17 protein-coding genes and 1 pseudogene are annotated in these 24,254 nt (G+C 53.5%); 3 read left to right on the forward strand and 15 right to left on the reverse strand.

Annotated elements, in window-relative coordinates:
• Positions 1-19: 19 nt before the first annotated feature.
• A complete protein-coding gene (locus KIS77_20615) occupies positions 20-454 on the reverse strand; it encodes a BLUF domain-containing protein (protein ID MCW5924734.1) in 435 nt (144 codons plus the stop codon).
• A gap of 166 nt (positions 455-620) precedes the next feature.
• Between KIS77_20615 and KIS77_20620 the strand changes: the two genes are divergently transcribed.
• Positions 621-1,940 carry a sterol desaturase family protein gene (locus tag KIS77_20620; GenBank protein MCW5924735.1) on the forward strand — a complete coding sequence of 440 codons (1,320 nt, stop codon included), beginning with the start codon at positions 621-623 and terminating at the stop codon, positions 1,938-1,940.
• Between the two features lie 266 nt (positions 1,941-2,206).
• On the opposite strand, the gene ftsH is transcribed toward KIS77_20620, so the two are convergent.
• On the reverse strand, positions 2,207-4,246 hold the full coding sequence (gene ftsH / locus KIS77_20625; GenBank protein MCW5924736.1) for an ATP-dependent zinc metalloprotease FtsH: 2,040 nt from the start codon (positions 4,244-4,246) through the stop codon (positions 2,207-2,209).
• Between the two features lie 24 nt (positions 4,247-4,270).
• Positions 4,271-4,618, reverse strand: a complete 348-nt coding sequence (rsfS, locus tag KIS77_20630; GenBank protein MCW5924737.1) for a ribosome silencing factor — start codon at positions 4,616-4,618, stop codon at positions 4,271-4,273.
• 220 nt (positions 4,619-4,838) lie between these two features.
• Here rsfS and KIS77_20635 point away from each other — a divergent pair, with 220 nt between their 5' ends.
• Together KIS77_20635 and KIS77_20640 are read left to right on the forward strand one after the other, a co-directional pair.
• Positions 4,839-5,648, forward strand: coding sequence for a biotin--[acetyl-CoA-carboxylase] ligase (locus KIS77_20635; GenBank protein MCW5924738.1), 810 nt, complete (start codon positions 4,839-4,841; stop codon positions 5,646-5,648).
• Between the two features lie 409 nt (positions 5,649-6,057).
• Positions 6,058-8,484, forward strand: coding sequence for a TonB-dependent receptor (locus tag KIS77_20640; protein MCW5924739.1), 2,427 nt, complete (start codon positions 6,058-6,060; stop codon positions 8,482-8,484).
• A gap of 180 nt (positions 8,485-8,664) precedes the next feature.
• On the opposite strand, the gene KIS77_20645 is transcribed toward KIS77_20640, so the two are convergent.
• The 12 genes and pseudogenes from KIS77_20645 to KIS77_20700 form a co-directional block, all read right to left on the reverse strand.
• On the reverse strand, positions 8,665-9,231 hold the full coding sequence (locus KIS77_20645) for a 50S ribosomal protein L25 (GenBank protein MCW5924740.1): 567 nt from the start codon (positions 9,229-9,231) through the stop codon (positions 8,665-8,667).
• Between the two features lie 107 nt (positions 9,232-9,338).
• Positions 9,339-10,019: a hypothetical protein gene (locus KIS77_20650; GenBank protein ID MCW5924741.1), complete on the reverse strand. Its 681-nt coding sequence runs from the start codon at positions 10,017-10,019 to the stop codon at positions 9,339-9,341.
• A 54-nt stretch (positions 10,020-10,073) separates the two neighbouring features.
• The gene (locus KIS77_20655; GenBank protein MCW5924742.1) at positions 10,074-11,432 is read right to left on the reverse strand and encodes a 4Fe-4S binding protein; all 1,359 of its coding nucleotides are present in this window, start codon (positions 11,430-11,432) and stop codon (positions 10,074-10,076) included.
• A gap of 15 nt (positions 11,433-11,447) precedes the next feature.
• The gene (locus KIS77_20660; protein MCW5924743.1) at positions 11,448-12,791 is read right to left on the reverse strand and encodes an NAD(P)/FAD-dependent oxidoreductase; all 1,344 of its coding nucleotides are present in this window, start codon (positions 12,789-12,791) and stop codon (positions 11,448-11,450) included.
• Between the two features lie 475 nt (positions 12,792-13,266).
• Positions 13,267-13,713 (reverse strand): NfeD family protein, encoded by a 447-nt coding sequence (locus KIS77_20665; protein MCW5924744.1) that lies wholly within the window; start codon positions 13,711-13,713, stop codon positions 13,267-13,269.
• A gap of 9 nt (positions 13,714-13,722) precedes the next feature.
• On the reverse strand, positions 13,723-14,637 hold the full coding sequence (locus KIS77_20670) for a paraslipin (protein ID MCW5924745.1): 915 nt from the start codon (positions 14,635-14,637) through the stop codon (positions 13,723-13,725).
• Positions 14,638-14,765: 128 nt separating this feature from the next.
• On the reverse strand, positions 14,766-15,566 hold the full coding sequence (locus KIS77_20675) for an SUMF1/EgtB/PvdO family nonheme iron enzyme (protein ID MCW5924746.1): 801 nt from the start codon (positions 15,564-15,566) through the stop codon (positions 14,766-14,768).
• A gap of 123 nt (positions 15,567-15,689) precedes the next feature.
• Entirely contained in the window at positions 15,690-17,945 is a 2,256-nt protein-coding gene (locus KIS77_20680; protein MCW5924747.1) for a class I tRNA ligase family protein, read from the reverse strand.
• A 6-nt stretch (positions 17,946-17,951) separates the two neighbouring features.
• Positions 17,952-19,631: pseudogene (locus tag KIS77_20685) on the reverse strand (class I tRNA ligase family protein).
• A 29-nt stretch (positions 19,632-19,660) separates the two neighbouring features.
• Positions 19,661-20,698, reverse strand: a complete 1,038-nt coding sequence (locus tag KIS77_20690) for a DUF1016 family protein (GenBank protein ID MCW5924748.1) — start codon at positions 20,696-20,698, stop codon at positions 19,661-19,663.
• A gap of 379 nt (positions 20,699-21,077) precedes the next feature.
• Complete coding sequence (metF, locus tag KIS77_20695; protein MCW5924749.1) at positions 21,078-22,034, reverse strand: methylenetetrahydrofolate reductase [NAD(P)H]; 957 nt, start codon at positions 22,032-22,034, stop codon at positions 21,078-21,080.
• A gap of 76 nt (positions 22,035-22,110) precedes the next feature.
• Complete coding sequence (locus tag KIS77_20700; protein MCW5924750.1) at positions 22,111-24,078, reverse strand: hypothetical protein; 1,968 nt, start codon at positions 24,076-24,078, stop codon at positions 22,111-22,113.
• Positions 24,079-24,254: the final 176 nt, after the last annotated feature.

A 24,254-nucleotide genomic window follows, 5' to 3' on the forward strand; every position in this document is an offset into this window, starting at 1 on the left:
GCCACACCTATTCAGGGGCTTATCGCCTGTTCATGTCTGTCGCAAAGCCTTGTATCACTTCCAACAATCGCATGGGCGACAATAGGTTCTTGCCTGTTTCGGACTCTTGCGCGGCGGGGTCCAAGTAGCCGCTCAAACTGCGCACTCGCTCGGCATTGAGCGGCTGAAAGGCCATGGACCAATCCTTGAACAGTCGTTTGGGAATGTATCCCTGGTGCAAAATGACTGGCTCGCGGTGTCGTTGGTCGAGCGAGATTCGATGCGCATAGAGGTCGCGCACCACGTCGTCGTCTCCTTCCAATAGCTGAATAAAATTGCCGTAGCCATAGAGCAGGATACCTGTGACGTTTTTCTCGATATTTTTTGACCGGCACTGTCGGAGCAACACTATCAAGTCGTCGTCGTTGAAATAGGCGTTGGCTTTGCTTCGGTAGATGAGTTGGAATACTGGCATGGGTCAGGTCTGTTTATAGTTCCAAGTGCCGCGCAATGAGGCGCGACGTTTTTTGTTTGCAGGGCTAAATTACAGCGTTGTTGGAAAATTCACCTATCGGCACAAAAGATTGAAAAGCCGGACGTTTGCTATTTTTGCACAGCAAATCCATTCAAACGACTTTGTCATGGAAGCTTACGGTGCTATTCTAAATTTGGTTATCCCTATTTTTTTTCTGTTGTATTTCATCGAGAACATCGTGGCGTGGCGGCGCGGCGAGCGGGTCATTCGTGGGTTGGACAGCATATCGAGTTTTAGTTCGGGCATCACCAACGTGGTGAAGGATGTGTTGGGGCTAAGCGTGGGGATTCTCAGCTACGCTTGGTTGGTGGAGCGGGTAGAGATTTTCCACATCGAAGCCACTTGGCTGCTGTATGCGGTCGCGTTCATCGCGGTAGATTTTCAGGGTTATTGGGTGCATCGCTGGAGCCACGAAATCAATTTTTTGTGGAACCGCCACATCATTCACCACAGCAGCGAGGAGTTCAATCTTTCGTGCGCGTTGCGACAATCCATTTCCACGTTCATCAATTATTTCACCTTTTTGCTGCTGCCTGCCGCGCTGTTGGGCGTGCCGGGCATGGTAATCGCCATCATTGGTCCGTTGCATTTGTTTTTGCAATACTGGTATCACACCAGGCTTATTGGCAAGATGGGCTGGCTCGAAAAGGTCATCGTGACACCTTCGCACCACCGCGTGCATCATGCCATCAATCCCGAATACATGGACAAGAACTACGGGCAGATTTTTATTCTTTGGGACAAATGGTTTGGCACGTTCCAAGAAGAACTGCCCGAAGTGCCGGCTGTTTACGGGGTGAAACGCCCTGTGCGTACTTGGAACCCGTTCAAAATCAACTTCCAGCATTTTTGGCTGATGTTCACCGATGCTTGGCGCACGCGCAGTTGGTGGGACAGAATCCGGCTCTGGTTCATGCCGACGGGCTGGCGCCCTGAGGACGTGCAGCATCGCTATCCGGTATTGAGCATCGGCGATGTGTACCACTTCGAGAAATATGACACCCCCGCTTCTCGGGCGCTGGTGGCGTGGTCGTGGGCGCAGATGTTTTTCAACTACTTTTTGCTGATTTATTTCTTTGCGTATCTCGGCAAGATTGGTGCTCCGGGCGTGTTTCTCTACGGTGCCTTTGTGTTTGCCTCTATCTACGCTTACACGGAGTTGATGGACAGGAATCGCTACGCTCACTTGTTTGAGTCGCTGAAATCTGCTTTTGGCCTATATCTGATTTGGCAGGCGGGGGGCGATTGGTTTGGTGCCCGGTCCAATGTGGGCGCATGGTATGTCCACATCGTCGCGGCATACTGTGTGTTGTCGGCCCTCGTCTCTATCTATTTTGTGGAATTTGAAATCAAGCGGGGTTATGGGCGCCTGATGACGGAGCATGAATCCTTTATGAGCGCCTCAGGAGAGAAAAAGTCTTCGTAAGCCAGCCTCCTTTGTCGTTAAGAGCAGGAAATTGAGTGCACTTCGAATGGTCGCGGAACGGTATCGCGGGATGAAATTTCGCGCACCTCGGAATATCATACTGGGTTACAAGCGCGACGATTTGAAACGCGCCCGGGAAATTTTGATTTAAAATTGCCGACTACATGATTTTAGGTTTTTGATGTGCCAAGCGCAACGTCGAGTTTTGGTCGTCGAACTTTTGCCTCATCAATCAACCAATCATGTAGTCGGCATTTCCTTTCCGTTCAGTCACGATAATCATCCTCATCCTCGTGGCGCGTCGGCTCCACTTCCGCTACCCGATGGCTTTCGCCGGGTGTTGGGTCGGCAAAAGGGCGTTTGCCGATGATGCGTTCCAAATCGGCGCGGTGCAGCACCTCTTTTTCCAGAAGCGCCTGTGCCAATGCGTCGAGTTCCTTGCGTTTTTCGCGCAGCAGATTTTTGGCGCGGGCATATTGCTCCTCTATCATGATTTTCACCTCTTGGTCAATGAGATAAGCCGTCTGCTCGGAGAAGGGGCGCGTATACGACTCGTTCATCATGGAGTAGTACGACACGTTGCCTACTTTGTCGTTGAGGCCGTAGTTGATAATCATGTCATAAGACAATCGGGTGACGTGGTCGAGGTCGCTTTGTGCGCCGGTGCTGATTTTGTCGAACACTACCGACTCTGCGGCACGGCCTCCGAGGGTCATGCACATATCGTCGAGCAATTTTTCCTTGCGTGTGATGTATTGCTCTTTGGGTAGGTATTGAGCGTAGCCCAATGCGGCAAGGCCGCGTGGCACGATGGTCACTTTCACGAGCGGGTGTGCGTGTTCGAGGAACCACCCGCATATCGCATGGCCCGCCTCGTGGTAGGCGATGATTTGCTTCTCTTCCGGGCTGATAATTTTGTTTTTCTTTTCGAGACCGCCAATCACCTTGTCGAGCGCATAGTTGAAATCTTCCATGTCCACGGCCTTTTTTTCCTTGCGGGCGGCGATAAGCGCGGCTTCGTTGCACACATTGGCGATGTCGGCACCCACAAACCCCGGTGTCATTTCGGACAAAGCCATGGCGGTGACTTCGGGTGCTACCTTGATGTTTTTCATGTGCACCTCAAAAATCTGTGCACGGCCATTCAGGTCGGGGCGACCGATGCCAATTTGCCGGTCGAAGCGCCCCGGGCGCATCAACGCATTGTCCAAAATGTCGGGACGGTTGGTGGCTGCCATCAGAATCACCCCTTTGTCGGTCGGGAAACCATCCATTTCCACGAGCAGCTGGTTGAGGGTGTTTTCGCGCTCGTCGTTGCCGCCTTGAATGGCACCGCGTCCGCGTGCGCGGCCAATGGCATCTATTTCGTCAATGAAGATGATGCAAGGTGCTTTTTCACGCGCTTGGCGGAAAAGGTCGCGCACCCGAGAGGCTCCCACGCCCACAAACATTTCCACGAAATCAGAACCAGAAATGGAGAAGAAGGGCGCGCCGGCTTCTCCGGCTACTGCTTTGGCCAAGAGGGTCTTGCCCGTGCCGGGAGGGCCGACCAACAACACGCCTTTGGGGATTTTGCCGCCCAGCGTGGTATATTTTTTCGGATTTTTCAAAAAATCCACCACTTCCATCACCTCTTCCTTGGCTTCGTCAAGACCCGCCACGTCCGCAAAGGTGATGTTGACCTTTGTGTTGTTGTCAAACAAAGTTGCCTTCGACTTGCCGATGTTGAAAATCTGCGACCCCGGCCCGCCTGGCCCACCGCCCATGCGGCGAAGGATGAAAAGCCAGAGGCCGATGAAAATCAGCAAAGGCAACAAATATGTGAGCAAGGTGGCCGTCCAGTTGGTCTGGGGGTCCATGATGGGGATGATTTTCGGCTTTTTCTCTTTGAGCAATTGCTCGTTCACCTCTTTGAGCCAGGGCTGATAGACCTCTGGCTTGCCGATATTCACCACATAATGAGGCAGTTTGTTGTCAGCCTCTTTGAGTTCGGGTTTCAGGTTGTCGTGGTCGGGCGAGATGAGGGAGTCTTTCTTGATGAAGATTTGTGCTTCCGTGTCGCTGATGATGACAATTTTATCCACCTGACCTTTGCGTGCCCATTTGTCCAAGTCGGGCATGGTGGCTTTCTGCGAGCCGCCCATGAACTTGGCCATTTGCAGCCCCAGCAGCGCGAGACCCACGAGGATGTAAATCCACATGAAGCTAAAGCGCGGCATACCGTCGCCGTTTGGTTCGCTGTCGCGTTGCGGGCGCAGTTCGTCCTGCTCCTCGTCGCGTTTATTTTTTCCTTTTTGCTCTTCCATGTTGAAAAACGGTTTTTGGATGGTTCATACTTCGCCAAACTCGGTTGTTTCCGCGTCGCTCCAGAGGCTTTCTATTTCGTAAAAATGACGGGTCTCTGGGTAAAAAACGTGCACAACCGTGTTGAAATAGTCCATTAGAATCCATTTGGCATTGCTCGACCCCTCCGTGTGAGAAGGCATCGTGTGCATTTCCTCCTTCACTTTTTTGTAAATACTCTCGGAAATCGCCTTTACGTGGGTGTTGGAATCGCCCTCGCAGATGATAAAAAAATCAGCGGGAGCATCGCCGAGTTTCCGTAGGTCGAGTTGAACGATATTTTTGCCTTTTTTATCGCGGATGCCCTCGACGATGAGGTGGTTTAGTTGTTCCAAGTCTGTTGGGCGGGAAGTTGCCCGCCGGGGTGCTGTGGCTGTAATCAAAATTTTATTGTTGATTTGTTGAATCGTTTATTTGTTGAGTTCAAACAGGCGGGATAAAGGTAAGGTGCAACGATGACCTGCAAAAACGTCGTTTGTTTTATTATCGTTTTGATAACGACGGGCAACTGCCGTGACTGTATGACCTCAATGCTTGCAATGACAAAATTTGCGCATGGCAAACACACTTTTTATCGGAAAAGTTTACCACCGTTTCGACGAACTGCCCTCGACGAACGATTGGGCGCTCGAACTTATCGCTGCGCCCGCCTCGTCGGGGCAGGGGGCAGCAAAAAGCAAGCCACCGGAAGGAACGGTCGTCAGGGCTGACAGTCAGTCAGCCGGGCGCGGACAGTTTGGCAGTCGATGGGAAAGCGAACGCGGGAAAAACCTCCTGCTCAGCGTGATTTTGCGCCCCACTTGGCTGGAGGCAAAGGCGCAATTTTATCTGAGCATGGCCGTAGCCTTGGCGCTCCGCGACACAGTGGCCGATGCACTATCCACCGTCAAATGGCCTAACGACCTCTGCCTCGGCGCTCGAAAGACCGCTGGTATTTTGATTCAAAACAGCCTCTCCGGGCAGTTTTTGCAGACTTCTGTCGTCGGCATCGGCTTGAATGTCAATCAAATGGAGTTTGACCCAGCGCTGCCCAATCCGACTTCGCTGGCCTTGTTTTTTGGAAAAAAATTCGAGTTGGACGAAATAACCGAATGCATTTTCGAGCGCCTCGAAAGGCGCTATTTGCAACTCAAATCAGGCCAACGAGCGGCTATCAAGGCCGAATACGAACGGGCGTTGTATCGCCTCGGCAAGCCGTCGAAGTTCGTTCGTGCCGCCGATAATTCAGAGTTTGGAGGCATCATTCGAGGGGTGACGGAGGAAGGGCGGCTGCGCGTGGAGACTGAAACCGGGGGGGAGACTTTTGAGGTGAAGGAGGTGCGTTTGCTCCACTCGTCCGACGATTTCGATTCGTCGGAGGAATAGAACTACCCACCCGGCACGTTGTCGGCAAGGATGCACGACAACGGCAATGGGGTTTGAAAAAGCCCTATCCCTGCCACTCATCCAAAACTTTCAAACTTTAACTATTGAGTTTGCAACTTGGCTGTAACCTTTCTGTCCTTCGCCCTGTCTTTGCGGACACTTGTGGTTGGGAACAAAAGCCGGAGGTGTTGCAAGGGATGGGGTAGCCGCTTCCACTTTCGTCGTCAGGGAACGGCTTTTAATAGAAAGGTGTATTGGATTGGTAGGTTCTTTGTTTTGCAAAATACTCACCCTCCACATCTTTGTTCCATCAAGCATGGCGGGTAGCGCCCGCAAAGCATAATCCGAGCACCCGCGCAGACAAGCGGGAGAAACAAAAACGAGATTTGTCACAACTAAAAATTAAGCAATGAAAGCCTTCCTGTTTGGCCTTGCCGTGCTGTGCGCGGCTGCTACGCTCCATGCCCAGAAAATCAGTGGTCGGGTGGCACAACCCGACAACAAGGCTGTCGAGTTTGCCACCGTCACCCTCCATCTCGCCTCCGATTCTTCGCTTGTGAAAGGTGCCATCACCGACGAGCATGGTCATTTTGAGTTCGAGCACATCGCGGCTGGCCGTTACTTCATCCAAGCCAACGTGGTAGGCATGGGGAATGGCTCTGTGGCTGCTTTCGACTACACTGGCGACGACCGCTTGCTCGAAAAAATCACATTGGAAGAATCCTCCACTTCGCTCGGCCAAGTCACCGTGGTGGCACGCCGCCCCATTGTGGAGGTGAAAGCCGACAAGACCATCATGAATGTGGAAGGCAACCTGAACGCACAGGGTCAAAATGCCCTCGAACTGTTGCGAAAGGCCCCCGGGGTGACGGTGGACAACAACGACAACATCATGATGAAAGGCAAAAATGCCGTGCGGTTTCAGATTGACGGTCGTGACGTGCCGATGGACTCCAAAGACCTCGCTGACTACCTCAAGGGACTGCGTGCCGAAGACATCGCCGCCATTGAGTTGGTCACCAATCCATCGGCCAGATATGATGCTTCGGGCAACGCGGGCATCATCAACATCAAAACACGCAAAAACCGCGCGTTCGGCACCAATGGCTCTATCGGGGGCGAGGCGATATACGGCGAAAGCCTCAAAGGGGGCGGGCGCTTGTCGTTCAACCACCGCAACAAATGGGTCAATGTGTTTGGCAACTACAACAACCATTTTGGCGACTGGCACAACGAAATGCACCTGCGCCGCGACCAAGATGAACGCCGATTCGACCAGTCGAGCACCATGAAGGACAATAACAACAACCACAACTTCAAACTCGGCTCGGACTTTTTCCTCAACAGCAAGCACACGGTCGGCTTCGTCGTGGACGGACGCACCGCACAAGGCCCATGGCGCAACGACTCCCGCACCCCCATCTCTAACCTAGACACTCCCGACAAGATTGACTCCGTGCTGGTGGCGGGCAACTATGTGCCGCAAAACCGCGTGAATCTCAACTTCAACCTCAATTATCGCTTCGCCGACACCTCTGGCCGTGAATTGAGCGTAGATGCCAACCGTGGGCAATACCGCTACCGCGCCAATTCGTTGCAGCCCAACTTTTACATAAACCCCACGGGAGACGAGGTGCTGTCCAGACGCATCTACCGCAACAACACCCCGACCGACATAGACATCACCATCGTGAAAGCCGACTACGAACAACCTGTGCTGAAGGGCAAGCTGGGCGTAGGCTTCAAAATGAACCGCGTCGTGACGGACAACACGTTCGACTTCTTCGACGTGATAAATGACGAGTCTATCCTCAACATTGACCGCAGCAACCGCTTCCAATACGATGAAATGGTGAATGCGGGCTATGTGAATTACAACATTCAGGTAAAAAAGTGGGGTTTTCAGGCAGGTATTCGCGCCGAGCACACCAATTGGGAAGGCAAGCTGACCAGCCAAAAGCCGGGTGCCAACGAAATGGTGGAAAACAGTTACCTTAACTGGTTCCCAAGCGCGGCCATCACTTATTCCCTGAACGACAAAAACCAGTTCAACCTGACGTACAGCCGCCGCATTGACCGCCCGAGCTACCGAGACCTCAACCCGTTTGAGGACAAGTTGGACGAGTTGACATACAAAAAGGGCAATCCTTTCCTGCGCCCGCAATACACCAACAGCGTGGAACTGACGCATACCTTCATGGGCTTTTTCAACACCACGGTGGGGTATAGCAACACCAGCGACGTGTTCACCGAATACATTGACACCACAGGCGGCGGTGCCTCGTTCCTCCGCCAAGGAAACATTGCCGAACAGAACAACCTGACCCTAAGCATCAGCGCGCCCATGCCCATCGCCAAATGGTGGGAAGGCTACCTGAGCGTCACAGGCATCATCAGTTCGTTCGATGCCAATTTCCGCGAGGGGTTTGCATACAGCGAATCGTTCAAGACCCTCAATCTGTACAGCGAGCAAAACTTCATCCTGCCAAAAGGGTGGCGCCTTCAGGTGTCCGGCTGGTTCAACAGCCCCAGCATCTGGCAAGCAGTGTTTCGCAGCAAAGCCATGGGTGCCATGGACGTGGGGGTGCGCAAACAAATACTCGACGGCAATGGCACCATCAGCTTCGTCGTGGGCGACGTGCTGGGCACTGCTGGCTGGCGCAGTGTCAACGATTTCACCCCCGGCCTCTACATGCTCGGACGCGGCACTTGGGAGAGCCAAACCGTGCGCCTGAACGTGGACTATAAATTCGGCAACAAAAACGTGAAAGGAGCCAGACAGCGCAAGACTGGCACCGAAGACATAAACTCCCGCATTCGTTCGGGTAGAAATTAAAAGAATGAAAGTTTGATTTGGTTTTTCGGAGAAAGCGCCTCGCCTGTGTAATACTGGCGGGGCTTTTTGTTAGGCCACGAACGAACCAATACCATGGAAAAAACAAGAGCCATCACCGAACAATCGGGATGGCTCTTGCTGAATTTTTTTCTTTGAATCGAAATGAAACAGCGACGAAGCTTACTTGCCTTTGAGCGCGCGTGGAATCTCGATGGAAGCTACAGGCACGGCACTGGTGTTGGTGATTTCCACACCTTCCGTAGGTGTGATGTCGCGCACCCGAATCGTGGAGCCGAGTTCCATCGTGGAAATGTCTGCCACCACCTCGTCCACAGCTTTTTCAGGCGTGGTGAGGATGTTGATTTGGCGCATGCGCGGGATGAACTTGCCACCAGCTTTCACACCGGGAGCCTGACCGATAAATCGCAAGGGTACAGTAGCCTTGAACTTGACACCGGGAACCAACTCAAGGAAATCAAGGTGCAGCACCGCGTCCGTCACCGGATGGAACTGGATGTCTTTCACGATGCATTTGTGCGTCGCGCCATTGATGGCAATCTCGGCCATTTTGAATTTGGAGGTGTAAACCAAATGGCGAATATCGGACGCATTGAGCGCAAACTGGGTAGCCTCGCCACCGCCGCTTTTATACATCACCGCCGGAATTTGATTGTTGCGACGGATTTTTTTTGCCCCTTCTTTGCCGGAACCTTCTTTGAGATGCCCCTGTAAAGCAATGATTTCCATTGTGTTATGCTCTAAAAGTGATACTTGTTTCAAAAAACGCCCGCAAAGGTAGATATTCGGAGGCAGAAATTCCAAGGGCAATTCAAAAAAACTCCTGACAAGTTTATCTATCGGGAGAGCGTCCACACGGTTTCCCCGTCGCTGCGGCGCTTGATTTTTTTCACCAAGCCCCTTGCTTCCAGTTCGTCCAGTTTGGTTGCCACTAATTTTTCCTCAAGCCCCGAATCCTTGCACACGCCGCGCAAGGAACGGAAGGCATATTTGCCTGATTCAAAGACCCGGAGTATTTTTTGCTCCTCCGTGAGGGCCGGTGGCGCGCTGGTGGCTTTTTTGCTGCCGCGAGTGGAAAATGACTCGAAAGCTTCCTCCTCTTCTTCGGCGGTGGTAGCACCAGAGGCTGCAAAATCATCAGGGTCCGAGTTTTCGCGCACCAAGACATCTTGCGTTTCCGCTAACTCCTCTTGTCGCTGCCTCACCTCTTGCACTTCTTGTAGCAGTTTGTCTGCCAATGACTGCAAAAACTTCGAAGAGAAAATGGCCGCGACGGCACAAAAACCAAAAAAGACAAAATGCGAGATGACATCGCCGTTCAGACAATCCTGCATCAAATTGCTGGATACCGTTTTCAAAAACAGAGGCACGGTGGCGGCAGCCGTCAGACCCAAAAGCGAGGACTTGACGAAATCGTGGCTATACCAGCCACGGTCGGTTTTGTTCATGTAATAGTTGGCTACGCCCCCCAGCAGCCCCGCTGTGATGATGATGGCGACAAGGATTCCGATACCCATGTTGAAAGCTGATTTTAGGTGTGAATTGAGCCGCCAAAGTAAGGAGATTTTTATCTATAAAATCTTCACGTCCTCCAACTTAATATGCACCGTGCGTGTCGCCTGTGTGCGCTGCCCTACATCTGCGGAAGCGCCTTCTAGACGCAACACGCCACGCGGGCAAACAGCCGCGCAGATGCCGCATCCCACGCAGGAGGCACGTACCACGTCCTGACCGCGTTGGGCGTAGTGGCGCACGTCAATGCCCATCTCGCAATAGGTAGAGCAGTTGCCGCAGGAAATGCACTGGCCGCCGTTGGTCGTGATGCGGAACTTTGATTTTTTCTTTTGCAAAATACCCAAAATCGCAGCCATCGGGCATCCGAACCGACACCAGACTCTGCTGCCCATGAGCGGATAGAATCCCACGCCCACCACGCCGCTGAATGCCATGCCGATGAGGTAGCCATAGATGGCGGAATAGGTCTGCGAAAACGAGCCTAACACCCCGCCCTTTTGCCACGAATTGAGCCACAACAACCCAGTGAGCAGCACTACCGCCACCAAGACCGAGTGAATCATCCAGCGCTCTATCCTCCACGCCCGCAGGCTTTTGTCGGAAAGATGGCGAAACGGGTCGCCAGCCGTCTCGGCCAAGCCGCCGCATCCGCACACCCATGAGCAGTACCATCTTTTTCCCAGAAAATAGGTCAAAACGGGGGTGGCGACGAACGTCATGAGTGCGCTGAAAATGATGAAATACACACTGATGCTCGTGGCCGAGCCATAGTAGCGCACCGCGCTGGGCGAGCCATAGTAGTCTTTCAAAGGCCAGAAATAGGTGAAATAATACTCTGGCTGCTGCATCAGTTGCAGAAATGCCGGGATGAGGTAGGCAAAGCCCAACTGAAAAAACATCACCGAAACGGTGCGCAGCAGTTGGTAGCGGCTGTGCCGATATTTGTAAATGAACTTCACGCCCAAAGCCAGAATGGAAAAAGTGTAGAGCGAGCCATAGACGAACCACTTGTCCGCAGGCATTTTGCGCAACCCGCGACTAAGCGGGTCGAACACCTGCGTAAGCCCGCCCAACCAGCCTTCCGGGAAAAAATACAACACGGTGTAGAAGCCCGTCAGAACGATGGCTGCCAGCCAGCCCCACACGCCGCGAGCCGACAGGCTCTTGAACCACACCCCATTGTTTTTGATGCCCTCCGGGCGACGGAGGTATTCCTCGCGGACAAAGAGCCATACGCCAGCCGACATGAGGCCAAGCGAGGTCAGCAGTAGCAATAGGGGCGAAAAAGCATGGCCGCTTGCCCACGTTATGAGCAGCAGCAGCACCCCGATGCCAGCCACGGCCAGCGCCAGCTTTTGCTTCCCGCTCGTAAGGGAGGGGTTGGGGGTAGCGACTGAGAGTGATGTGTCTTTCATTGTTTTGTAGCTTGTTCATTTTAAAAACGCCAGCACGCCCTTCAAGCCGCGACGCTGTTTCAACTGCAAGTCTCTGCCCGTTTGTCGGTTGTATAGCCGCACCAATTCCGCTTCGTGTTGCGGATAAAATTCGGGGTCGAAATTGGCCAATCCGAGGTGTTGGAGCACCTCCTCGATGTGCGCATGAGTGCGAAGCCACTTGTCGCAGACCTCATGCCGATAGCGCACGCCCATGAGGTTGAACCCGACGACGCGCCCGCTCGATTTGTCGTAGTTCAGGCGAATGCTCTTGTGGCCGTCAGGGTGCTCCCAGTAGAGAGTGGCCTGTTCGTCCGGGAGTTTAGCCTGAATGTCTCCATAAACCTGATACTCGATATCGAAGAACTTGGCGGAGTTGAACCAGATACCGGGATTGTAAAATTGCGGGCGCGACTCACCTATGATGTTGTGCGCAGCGGTTTCGCCCATCATGCGCCCCGTGTACCACACTGCCTCTATGGCGCGGCGTCCCGGGGATGGCTGGCGCAGCTCCGCGCAGTCGCCTGCCGCAAAAACATCAGGAATGTTGGTTTCCAGAAATTCGTTGACGAGGATGCCGCGTTGGGTCTCCAATTCGGTATTTTTCAAGAAGCCGATGTTGGGGCTTACGCCCACGGTAAGACCCACGAAGCCACAACCGATTGTCTCACCTGTATTGGTGACGACCGCCGCGCATTTTTTGCCAGAGGTATCTGGCATGATTTCTTTCAATTCCGTCTGCAAGCGCAAATCAATATGGTGCGCCCGCAAATGGCGGCTCACCATGCGTGACTCTTCGGGCGGCAAAACGATGCTCCAGAAATCCGGCTCGCGTACCAAAAACGTGACCGCGATGCCTCGGCTGTGAAACATCTCGGCCATTTCCACCCCGATGAGGCCGCCCCCCACCACCACGGCGCGTTCGAGGCTGGGCGTGTGCCGCTCCATAGCTTCCAAATCCTGCAAATGATACAGCCCGTGCACGCCTTCCAGGTCTTGCCCCGGCCAGCCAAACTTGTTGGACTTGGACCCCACGGCAAGCAGCAGCTTGTCGTAGGTGATGGTTTCGCCAGCGGTCGAGTGTAATTTTTTTTCCTGAAAATCAACGCGCTCCACACGAGCGCGAAGGCGCTGGATGCGATTTTTCTCCCAAAACCACGGCTCGTAGGGCTGAGTGTCCTTGAATCTCAGATGCCCCATGTAAATGTACATCAGTGCCGTGCGGCTAAAAAAATAATCCGACTCGTCGGACACTACCACTATCTCATGGTCGCTCATCTTGCGGATGTGTCGGGCGGCGGTGATGCCTGCGATGCCGTTGCCAAGGATAACTATTTTCATGATGAGGGTGGAAGGTTGAAGCTAGATGAGGTGGGGCATTTTAGATACGCGCAAAAATTTGCGTTGGATTTCTTTGAGAGCCAAAGTTAAATGGGCTGCGACGACTGGCTCCAAAAATCGGGGAGGGCGAGCGCCGCAGTTGTCGTTGGGCGGACGCTTGTGGCGCAAAAAAAACCCGGACTAACTTGCGTCGCCCGGGTTCACGTAGTCAAATTCCTAACCTTTAAACTACTGAAATCTGTATCCAATTTTTGAAACACAGGGATGGCGCGTTGTGGAAGCAAGGCAGTCCTTGTGAATGTTTGCGAAGGTGAATGTTCGGCTCGAACGGGATTTTCAAGCGCAAAAATGCCCCGAAGTGTGCTGAACGAAGGTCAAAAGCACTTTAAGTCAATGTTAATTTTCAAAACACGAAAGGGCCAGCCGCTTCAAAGCGGCCAGCCCTTTCTGGTTCGTTGTGCCCAGCGCTTTCGACTCAAATGTCGGCTGCTTCCACGATGACGCGGATGCCGTCCATTTTTTTCACCACGACGGAGGTGCCTTCGGCTAATGGGATGCCTTTGTGGCTCAGGGCAATCCACTCGGTGCCCCGATAATGAATTTTTCCCTCACCATTGGCCGGGATGGAGAGCGACACGACGGCGCGGTCGCCCACAAAGCTTTGGTAGCTGTCCACGCGCTCGTTTTTCCCAAAAATGCGCAGCGCGTATTTGCGAAACAGTGCGAGGGAGACGAGCGAGACGACCACAAAGCACAGCAGTTGGCTGGTGCTATCGGGTGTGATGCCCAACCACGTCAGCAACGCGGTGATGGCAGCGCCGACGCTCAGGAAAAAGAAAAAGAAAGAGACGGTGAAGAGCTCTGCGATGAGCGCAAACGCCGCGACGATGACCCACATTTGGGCCGCTGATAGCCATTCCATAGCGACTGGTTATTTTTTGTCGGATTGGTGTTTGACGACGGACATGGCACCTGCAATCAAGGACGAAATGTCGCCAAAATTGGCAGGTAGGATGAGCGTGTTGTTGGTGCGAGCGAGGTTGCCGAACTGCTCCACCATTTGCTCCGCCACCCGGAGCTGCACGGCTTCCATGCCGCCTTTGGCTTGTATGGCATCTGCCACTTTCACCAAGGCTTCGGCAGTGGCGGCGGCCACTGCGCGGATGGCTTCGGCTTGGCCGTTGGCCTCGTTGATTTGGCGCATTTGCAAGCCTTCGGACTCGAGCACGACCTTCTGCTTTTGGCCTTCCGCCACGTTGATGGCGGATTGCTTTTCGCCCTCCGATTGGAGGATGCGGGCGCGTTTTTCGCGTTCGGCTTGCATTTGTTTTTCCATCGCGTGTAGTACGGACTGTGGCGGCGAGATGTTTTTGATTTCGTAGCGCAACACCTTTACGCCCCAACCAATGGCGGCCTCGTCAATGGCATTGACCACGGCGCGGTTGATGGTGGTGCGTTCCTCAAAAGCGCGGTCGAGGTCAATTTTGCCTACCTCGGAGCGCATGGTGGTCTGGGCCAGTTGCGTCACGGCGAACACATAATTGTTCACACCGTAAGAGGCGGTTTTAGGGTCAACCACTTGCAAGAATATCACGCCGTCCACTTGCACCTGCACGTTGTCTTTCGTGATGCAAATTTGTTCGGGAATGTCGTAAGCCTGCTCTTTTAGGCTGTGACGGTAAGCAGCGCGGTCGAAGAAAGGGATGATGAAATTGATGCCGGGGTCGAGCACTGCATGGAATCTGCCGAGGCGCTCCACCACGAAAGCGGTTTGTTGCGGCACGACTTTAACGGCTGACATGATGACCAGAACGGCCAAGATTGCGATAATGAGAAGAGGCGTCATAAGCTGGAATCGTTTTAATATCGGAATTTCAAAAAATGTTGAATGCGTACAAAAAACGCCCTAAGGTAGGCAATTGGCAACAAGATACTGACAAAACTGCGAAAACATCGGACGAAGTGTGTGAAGGTTCAGTCATGTGCCAACCGTAATCCCATGTTCAAATAACGCGAGGTGGGCTCCACGCCCATGCGTTCTGACACGCGGCAGGCGTAGTAACTGCTGCTCCAAGAGCCGCCCCGGCAGTTGCGCTTCACACCGAGGGATGCCTCCGTCGGGCAGTTGGGATAGCTTTGGTATATATCTTCGCACCATTCGCGCACATTGCCGCTGAGGTCGTATATCCCCAACGAATTTGGCGATTTCTCTCCTACGGGATGGAGCTTATTGTCGCTGTTTTCATTGTACCACGCGATTTTTTTCAGGTCGTTGCCGCCGGCGTAGAGAAAATTTTGCTTTGAACCATCGGCACCGCCGCGAGCAGCATATTCCCACTCTGCCTCGGTGGGCAAGCGGTAGCGACGGCGCGTGATGGCGTTTAGTTTTTCGATAAATTGCTGGGCATCGTACCACGAAACGTGGTGGGCAGGGCAGTTGAGACATTCGGGGAACGCGCCGGGATTGTTGCCCGTCACTTGCAACCATTGGTATTTTGTGACTTCGTAGATGCCTATTTTAAAAGTATTTACCGTGTCGAGGTGAGCGCACTCGTCGGCATCGTAGCCTTTTTTGCTGTTGGTGTTGCCCATCTTAAAAATGCCTCCGGGCACGGTCGCCAATGGGTAGTCAAACTCAAAATTCGGGTCGTACTTGACGGGCGGGGCGGCGGTGGAATCCAGCAGGCTTTGTATCGTGGACGGGCCGGATTGGGGGACTTCGACGCAGCCAGTGAAGTTAAAAAGGATTGGGAGGAGGAGAAAGCTGGTCTTCATAAAAAGATTGTTTTGTTGGGTAGCAACCGCTTGGCGAGGGGAAATGTTCCTGCGGCTTAGGAATTTGAATCGTGAAATAACCGTGGCACTGCTCTGCGTAGAGCAGTGCCACGAATCAGGAACTCAATTCACGCTCACCTCAATCCCCACCGCCACCCCATCCTCCAATTCCACTTTTTCGCCGTCCACTTTGTCGGCCAGCACCAAATCCGTCGCCAGCACTTCGGCTTTGATGTAGTCGCGGAAGCGTTCCACCGCGTCGAGGATGGCGGCGTGTTTTTCCAGAGTCACCGTCACGCGGTCGGTCACGTTGAAGTCTTTGTCTTTGCGGATGTTCTGGATGCGGTTCACGAGGTCGCGGGCCGTGCCTTCGGCCAGTAGTTCGGGCGTGAGCGTCACGTCGAGCGCCACCGTCAGGTCGCCGTCGGTGGCGACTTTCCAGCCGGGCAGGTCTTCGGTCGTGACAATCAAATCTTCCGGCGTGAGCGTGTAGGCAGTGCCGTTGACGCTGATTTCGAGCGAGCCGGATTTTTCCAAAGCGTTGATGTCGTCGTTGGAAAAATTGGCAATCAAGGCCGCCGCTTCTTTCATGTCCTTGCCGAGTTTGGCGCCCAAAGTCTTAAAATTCGCCTTCGCGCCTTTTTTCAACAAACCCGACGCATCGGTGACGTACTCCAACTGTTTCACGTTGATTTCCGACAAAATCAAATCTTTCACCCCATCCACTTCAGCGATGAAAGCCTCGTCGAGCACGGGCAAGAGGATTTTTTGCAAAGGCAAACGCACCCGCAATTTTTCTTTTTTCCTGATACTCAATGCCAACGAGCAAATCCGCTGGGCGTAGTCCATGCGTTTTTCCAAATCCTTGTCCACTTTCGATGGGTCTGGCTGCGTCAAATCAGACAGGTGAACCGAGTCGTGGCGGAGCGGGGTGTTTTTCGCTTTTGCCACATCTTTGATGGGTGCGGTCAAATTCCGGTAGAGCCAGTCGGAGAAAAACGGCGCGACAGACGACATGAGTTGGCTGGTCACAAGCAGGCACTCGAAAAGGGTTTGATAGGCCGCCGTTTTATCGGCACTCATTTCGCCTTTCCAAAAACGGCGGCGCGATAGGCGCACATACCAATTTGACAAATGCTCGTCCACAAAATCTTCGATGGCACGGCAGGCACGGGTCACGTCGTAGTCGTCCATAGCGGCGCGGTAATCGGCCACGAGCGAGTAGAGTTTGGAAATGACCCAGCGGTCGAGTTCGGTGCGTTGGTTGTAAGGCAACACATTGAACTCGTCGTGCTTGAAGCCGTCGAGATTGGCATAGAGCGCGAAGAAATTGTACGTGTTGTAGAGCGTGCCGAACAACTTGTTGCGCACCTCGATGATGCCTGCCGCGTCGAATTTCAGGTTGTCCCAGGGGTTGGCGTTGGCCATCATGTACCAGCGCGTCGCGTCGGCGCCGTACTCTTCGATGGTCTCGAAGGGGTCAACGACGTTGCCTTTCGATTTGGACATTTTGTTGCCTTCTTTGTCCAAAACGAGGCCGTTCGAGACAACGGTTTTGTAGGCCACCGAATCGAACACCATCGTGGCGATGGCGTGGAGCGTGTAGAACCAGCCGCGCGTCTGGTCAACGCCTTCGGCGATGAAGTCGGCAGGGAAAGCCCCCCCTTGCCCCCCCATTGAGGGGGGAAACTTCTCCTGATTCTCGAACGGATAGTGCCACTGGGCGTAGGGCATGGAGCCGGAGTCGAACCACACGTCAATGAGGTCGAGTTCGCGGAACATTTTTTTGCCGGAGGGGGAAACGAGGACGATTTGGTCAATGTAGGGGCGGTGGAGGTCAAAATCGCGCGTCCTTGCCTCCCCCCCCGACCCCCTCTCCAAAGGCGAGGGGGAGCGCGATACCGCGCCCATCTCTGTCTCCCCCTCGCCTTTGGAGAGGGGGTCGGGGGGTGAGGCAAGGACTTTGCGCAACTCGTACAGCACCCCCTTCAAATCACTCAACACTTGTTGATTCGTAAACCGAACCACCCGAAAACTCGCATCATTCAAATAAGCCGTTCGTGCTTCATCAAATTCTTTTTGCTCGGCAGTGTTGTGGTACTCGCCATCCACTTCCACGACCAATTTTTCAGAAATGCAGGCGAAATCAGCTATGAAGGCACCGATTTGATGCTGTCTGCGAAATTTGTATCCATCCAATTGGCGGTTTCGGAGAGCTTGCCAAAGTGCATCCTCGGCTTCCGTCGGGTTTTTGCGATTGTCCCGGCCATGTGCTTTTAGGATGTGCCAAAAAGTCTTGTCGCCCGTAAAGACATATTTTGAAAGGGCATCCTCCTCTTCATTTGCTTCTCCGGATTTTTTGAAAGGATTTTCTCTCATAAATCCAGCCTTGACAGCCTTATCTACCTCTTGGCTTAATTTCGCGACCGACTCGATGCAAAGTTCCTCCTCTGCATCCTCCGTCCGCCAAACCGGCAGCGGCACGCCCCAGTAGCGCGAGCGCGAGAGATTCCAGTCCTGCAAATTTTCGAGCCACTGACCAAAACGCCCCGTGCCGGTGCTGGCGGGTTTCCAGTTGATGGTTCGGTTCAGTTCGGCCATGCGTTCTTTGGCCGCCGAAGCCCGCACGAACCACGAGTCGAGCGGGTAGTACAAAACGGGTTTGTCTGTCCGCCAGCAGTGGGGGTAAGGGTGTTTGTATTTTTCAATTTTGAACGCCTTGTTGTCCTCCTTGAGGCGCAAAGCGATGAGCAAATCCGTCGGTTTGAACTCCTTATCTTTTTGAATTTCAGCCGAATAATACTCGGCCTTGACGTAGCGCCCGCCGAATTCCGGCACTTCATCCACGAATTTTCCCTGCTTGTCCACGAGCGGGAAAGGCAGGTCGGGAGCCTTCGGATTGGGCAGGCCGATGAAGGGCACGCCTGCCGCTTTGCAGGCGCGGAAGTCGTCGGCGCCGAAGTAGGGAGCCGTGTGCACCACGCCCGTGCCGTCTTCTGTGGTGACCCAGTCGCCGGGGATGACGCGGAAGGCTTTTTCTTCGAGTTCGGGCGTAGCGGCGGCGGGCGTTGGCAGCAGTTGTTCGAAGCGAACACCGACGAGAGCGGAGCCTTTGATGCCGCTTTTTGTCATTCTGTAAGGAATCTTCTTATCGCCAACCTTGAAGTTCTCAAAAGGCTGATTCTCGTCTTCAGCGTTGAAATAAGCCGCCAAACGGTCTTTTGCCAAGACGACGCTGACAGGTTGGCCCGTGTACGGATTGAGGGTTTTCACCTTCGCGTACTCGATGTTCGGGCCGACGGTGAGGGCGACGTTGGAGGGCAAAGTCCAAGGGGTCGTCGTCCAGGCGAGGATGCGGATATCTTCGTTGTCATCCTCGAAGAGGAAGGCCGAAACAGCGTTTCGGCGTACTTTGAACATCGCCACAACGGAAATATCCGTCACCTCCTTGTAGGTGCCGGGCATATTCAGTTCGTGCGTAGAAAGGCCGGTTCCGGCGGCGGGGCTGTAGGGCTGTATGGTGAAGCCTTTGTAGAGAAAACGCTCGCCGGAGGCTGTTTTTTTCTCATACAGTTGTTTCAAGAGCCACCATACCGACTCGATGTAGTCGTTCTCGAACGTGATGTAGGGGTTGTCCAAATCCACCCAATAGCCCATGCGCCGGGTGAGGTCGTCCCAGAGGTCTTTGTAGCGCATCACCGTGCTGCGGCAGGCTTGGTTGTACTCCTCCACCGACACTTTTTTGCCGATGTCCTCCTTTGTGATGCCGAGTTCTTTTTCCACTTGCAACTCGATGGGCAGACCGTGCGTGTCCCAGCCTCCTTTGCGCTCCACGCGATGGCCTTTGAGGGTATTGTAGCGGCAAAAAAGGTCTTTCACCGTGCGCGCCATCACGTGGTGGATGCCGGGTTTGCCGTTGGCGGACGGCGGGCCTTCGTAAAACACGAACGACTTGTCGGTCGGGCGCTGGCTGACGGATTTTTCAAAAATTTGTTCGTCCTCCCAAAACTGGCGGATTTCGGCGTCAATGGAGGGGAGGTGGAGGTGTTTGAATTCGCGGTACATACAAGTGCGTGGGTTCGTAAGTGGGAGATTCAAGGTTTCAAAAATCGTTCAGAAAGTTCTGTTTCCAACTGCTCAGTCGTTGGAAAGGCCGATTGAATATGTTCTGGCAGTGATTGAGTCAACATCCACTGGCTTACTCCAATGGGTTTGTTCAGGTCGCGCAGGGCATATTCGACTTCGATGCGGTCTTTTGTTTTGCAAAGAATGACCCCAATGCTTGGGTTGTCGGTTTCGTTGCGAAGCAAGTCATCTATTGCTGAAAGGTAAAAATTCATTTTGCCCGCGTGTTCTGGTGCAAACGACTCCATTTTCAAATCAACGGCCACAAAACAACGCAGGCGGATGTGGTAAAAAAGCAGGTCGAGGAAATAGGTTTTGTCGCCAACCGCAAGCGGGTACTGCCGCCCGACAAAGGCAAAGCCGGCTCCAAGTTCTAACAAAAACCGGACGATGTGGTCGGTTAGTTGCTTTTCCAAATCCAGCTCGTGTATCGTCGGGGTTAGCGCCAAAAAGTCGAAGAGGTAAGGGTCTTTGAGGGTCTGTTGCGCCAGTTCTGCTTGAGGACTGGGCAAAGTCTGGGCAAAGTTGGTAATGGCCTGCCCTTGCCGCTCATGCAAGCGGGATTCTATCTGAATGGCAAGAACATTCCGCGACCAGCTGTTTTGGAGGGTGGCTTGGAGGTAAAACTTTGCAGTTTCCAAAGTGTCCGACTTGGTGAAAATCAGGATGTTGTGTCCCCAAGGAATTTGTCCAACAAGCTGTTGAACAAATTCACCAGCATCTTGGTAAAAACGATAAAACTGTGCCATGTAGGCAAGATTAGTCCTCGAAAATCCCGTCATTAGAGGAAATTCGTCTTTCAAGTCAGAAGACAGTATTTTCAAAACATCTGCTCCCCACTGCGCATTTTCCTGCCGCTCGGCAATCATCTGTCCCAACTCCCAATACAGCCTGATAAGCTGTGTGTTGACGGACAATGCAGCTTTGATTTGCGCCGACTGAATTTTGGACTTGAAGTGCTCAAGCCAAAAGCGATGTTCGGATGTCAGGGTGACGGATGCGCTCATTTTGTCTGCGGGTGGAAGAGTTTGAATGCGCGGTACATTATTTCGTTGTTCGTTGCTTGTTGTTGGTTGGGGGCGCAAAAGTAAAAAACCCCGCTCGGCGCACACCGGGCGGGGTCTTGTGTTTTTTCCAAACAGCCTTACCGCGTCAGGTGTGCGTACACTGGCGAATAATAATGCTGTCGGAAATGAGTGTTTGAAACATGATGGGGCAAAGGTAGATGTTTTCAGGAAAACAAAGCAATCATGTATACCTCGCGCCGTTAGGTTTTGGGCATGGCTGCAATCGCAATCTGCTAAAAATCAGGGGCATCAATCATGTTCATCTGACAAATCCTAACGAATCAGGGTATAAAGTCACTGAAAGCCAGAAATTGCCTGCTCACGCTACTGCTGCCGCGATAGACTTGATGGTGTCCGTGTCGCCCATGGTGTAGTAGTGCAGGCATGGCACCCCCGCGGCCTTCAATTCACGCGACTGCTGCACGCACCATTCAAGGCCGACTTGCAACACCGCGTTGTCGTCTTTGGCTTTCATCACTTCGCGCACCAAGTCTTCCGGCATATTGATGAAAAACTTGCGCGGGATGGAGTTGAGTTGATATTTTTTGGTCAGCGGCTTCAGGCCCGGCACTATCGGCACCTCGATGCCCTCCTTGCGGCAAGCCTCCACGTAGTCGAAGTATTTTTTGTTGTCAAAAAACATTTGGGTCACGATGTAGCCCGCGCCCGCATCCACTTTTTCTTTCGTGAAATGCAGGTCGGTGGGCAAATTAGGGGCTTCAAAATGTTTTTCCGGGTATCCGGCCACGCCGATGCAGAAATCGGTTTTTTCGCCATTGACGATGTTGGAGTCCAGATAGCGGCCTTGGTTCATGCCCACGATTTGGCGCACGAGGTCGAGCGCGTACTTGTGGCCGTTGTCGTTCGGCATGAATTTGTCCTCGAACTGCCGGGCATCGCCGCGGAGCGCCAGCACGTTCTTGATGCCCAAGAAGTTGAGGTCAATGAGGGCGTTTTCCGTTTCTTCCACCGAAAAGCCGCCACACAGTAGATGCGGCACGGCATCCACCCCGTAGCGGTGCATGATGGCCGCGCATATCCCTACCGTGCCGGGGCGCTTCCGAATAGCCGTCTTTTCGTAGTAGCCAGATGGGCGTTGCTTGTAAAGAAATTCCTCGCGGTGATAGGTCACGTCAATGAACGGCGGTTTGAATTCCATGAGGGCGTCCAACGTGTTGAAGATGGCTTGCATGCTGCCGCCTTTGAGGGGTGGCAGCACCTCAAACGAGATGAGTGTTTTGCCTTTTGCTTTTTTGAAATACTCTGTGACTTTCATAATTCAAGCGGTTCGAATTGTTGAGGCTGGGAGAAAGCAAATATCGTGCGATTTGTTGCGGGCGCGGAGCATTTCCTCAACGCTGCGCGTTGGCACGCGCTTTCATCTCGGCGGATTTGGCTTGGTCGCCTAGGGCCGCGTAGATTTCCGCCGCATCGTCGAGTAGCCGGATGTCCTCCGTTTGTCGGTTTATTCCATATTGGATGAACTTGAGCGCGGTTTGCGCATCTTTCCTTTTTTGCCAATAAAATTCATAGCCCACGCGGTGACAGAACGCGACGTATTTGTCGGCGTTGGAGGCACCGTCCAAGTAATCCATGTATTTGTCGAGGAACTCGCGGAAGTTGTTGTTGTAAGGTATTTTCTCCACGATATACTCGAACTCGTGGAAGAGTTTGTCCAACTGGCGGTCCTGTTCAAAACGAGCCGCTGCCACGGCGGATTTCATCACCAAGGCCGCGCCGTAGTTGGGGTTGATGGCGAGCGAGCGGTTGATGTGAAATTCCATCGTATCCACCAGCGCGGCCTTTTTTGCGGGGTCTTTTGTGTTTTGATAAACCTCTTTGTAAATCGAGGTCACATAAAAACAGTGGGAGCGGGCACTGTTGTAGGAAACCTTGATGGCTGCCTGATTGAGCGAGCCGGCATCCTTCCAATCGGGCACACGGGTGAAAGTGCGCCAGCCAAAAAAACCGACTACCGCGAGCGCCAGCCCGGCTGCCAGGATGCTGGGGCGGTCGGGTTGTTCCCTCGTCCAGCCGGGGAGCTTGCGGGCCAAAAACCACCCCGCCAGTATGCAGAATGCCACAGAAGGCATATAGGCAAAGCGTTCGTTCATGAAGGCGCCCACCGTCACGAACAGGTTCGACACGATGCTCAGGGTCAGCAGCCAGAACACGATGGAGTAGGCCGGGATGTCGCGCGAGCGCACCTTGAGCAAGGCCCATGCGCCCATGCCCAAATAGAGCGCCAATGAGGCCAGGGCGCGCCAATCCGACCAGTTCACTTTCGGCACATGATAGGGGTAGTAGTCGTGCGTGAGCGGGTGGGGGTAGAACAGGAGTTTTACATACCACCCAAGCGTCATGAAAATAGTGGCCAATTTTTCCCCTCCCGTCATGTCGAGAAACGGGTTGTTCATCAGGTCGGTGGTGGCTCTGCCGTGGTCGAGCATGAAGCCAAGCGCCCGATAGCGCACCAATACAAATAAGAGCGTGGCGACCAGCAGCGGCCATGACGCGGAGAGGATGCGCCCGAGGGGTTGCTTCGTGAAAAACCAGACGGTGAACGGAATGACGGCCACAAACGTGAGCGCGTTTTCTTTTGCCAGCATCCCCGCGAACAAGAACAGCCCCGAAAGCCACAGCCACAGCGAGCGATGGGTGTCGAAATACTTGAGCGTGGCATACAGCGCCGCAAGACTGCCCAATAGTGCCAGAATCTCGTCGCGGCCTTTGATGTTCGCCACCGCCTCGGAGTGCAGCGGGTGCAGCACAAAAACCGCCGCCGCGATGAATGGCACACCAAAATACCAGCGCCCGCCTTCTTTCAAGGGGAACAAGCCCAGCAAAATGCGGTAGAGCAGCACGCCCGTGAGGCCGTAAAGCAGGATGTTGATGAAATGGCTGATGTGCGGCAGGCTTGCATGGTCTTTTCCAAAAATGCCGACCTCGATGGCAAAAGTCGCCAGAGAGAGCGGGCGGTAGCGCCCTCCTTCGAGCAAGAAGAGTTGTTCCTTTTTTTGGAAATAGCCCATGAAACTATCGTAGGCAAAAATGTCGCGCAAGCCATCGAAGCCCTTCATGGTGAACACGTTTTTGTGAATCACCATTTCATCGTCGAGCACATAACCATAGCCGATGGAAGCCCCATAGAGCGCAAACGCTGAGCATAATAGCAGCAACGCAGGCAACCAATGGTGGCTCCAAAATCCCGGCTGAAAAGTGTGGGTTAGCGGTGGTGCCGCCTTCGTCGGGCGAGCGGGTTTGGGTACAGGCGCTTTGGTTGGGACGGGTTTATGCTTGGATTTGTTTTTCGCAGACATCGTTTCAACATTTCAGGCGGCAAATATCGCGCTTTGTATGGGAGAACAACCGTGGCGAGGGATTTTTAGAGAGATTGGGCACACTTTCGCCATACAGGTCATTGCCCAGCAAACGCCGCCCCTTACACCGCTCTCGTCGAAAAATTTTTCCCAAACCTCCCCACCTTGCGCAACTT

This window comes from Saprospiraceae bacterium, from assembly GCA_026129545.1.
In the GTDB taxonomy this organism is placed as follows: Bacteria; Bacteroidota; Bacteroidia; order Chitinophagales; family Saprospiraceae; genus M3007.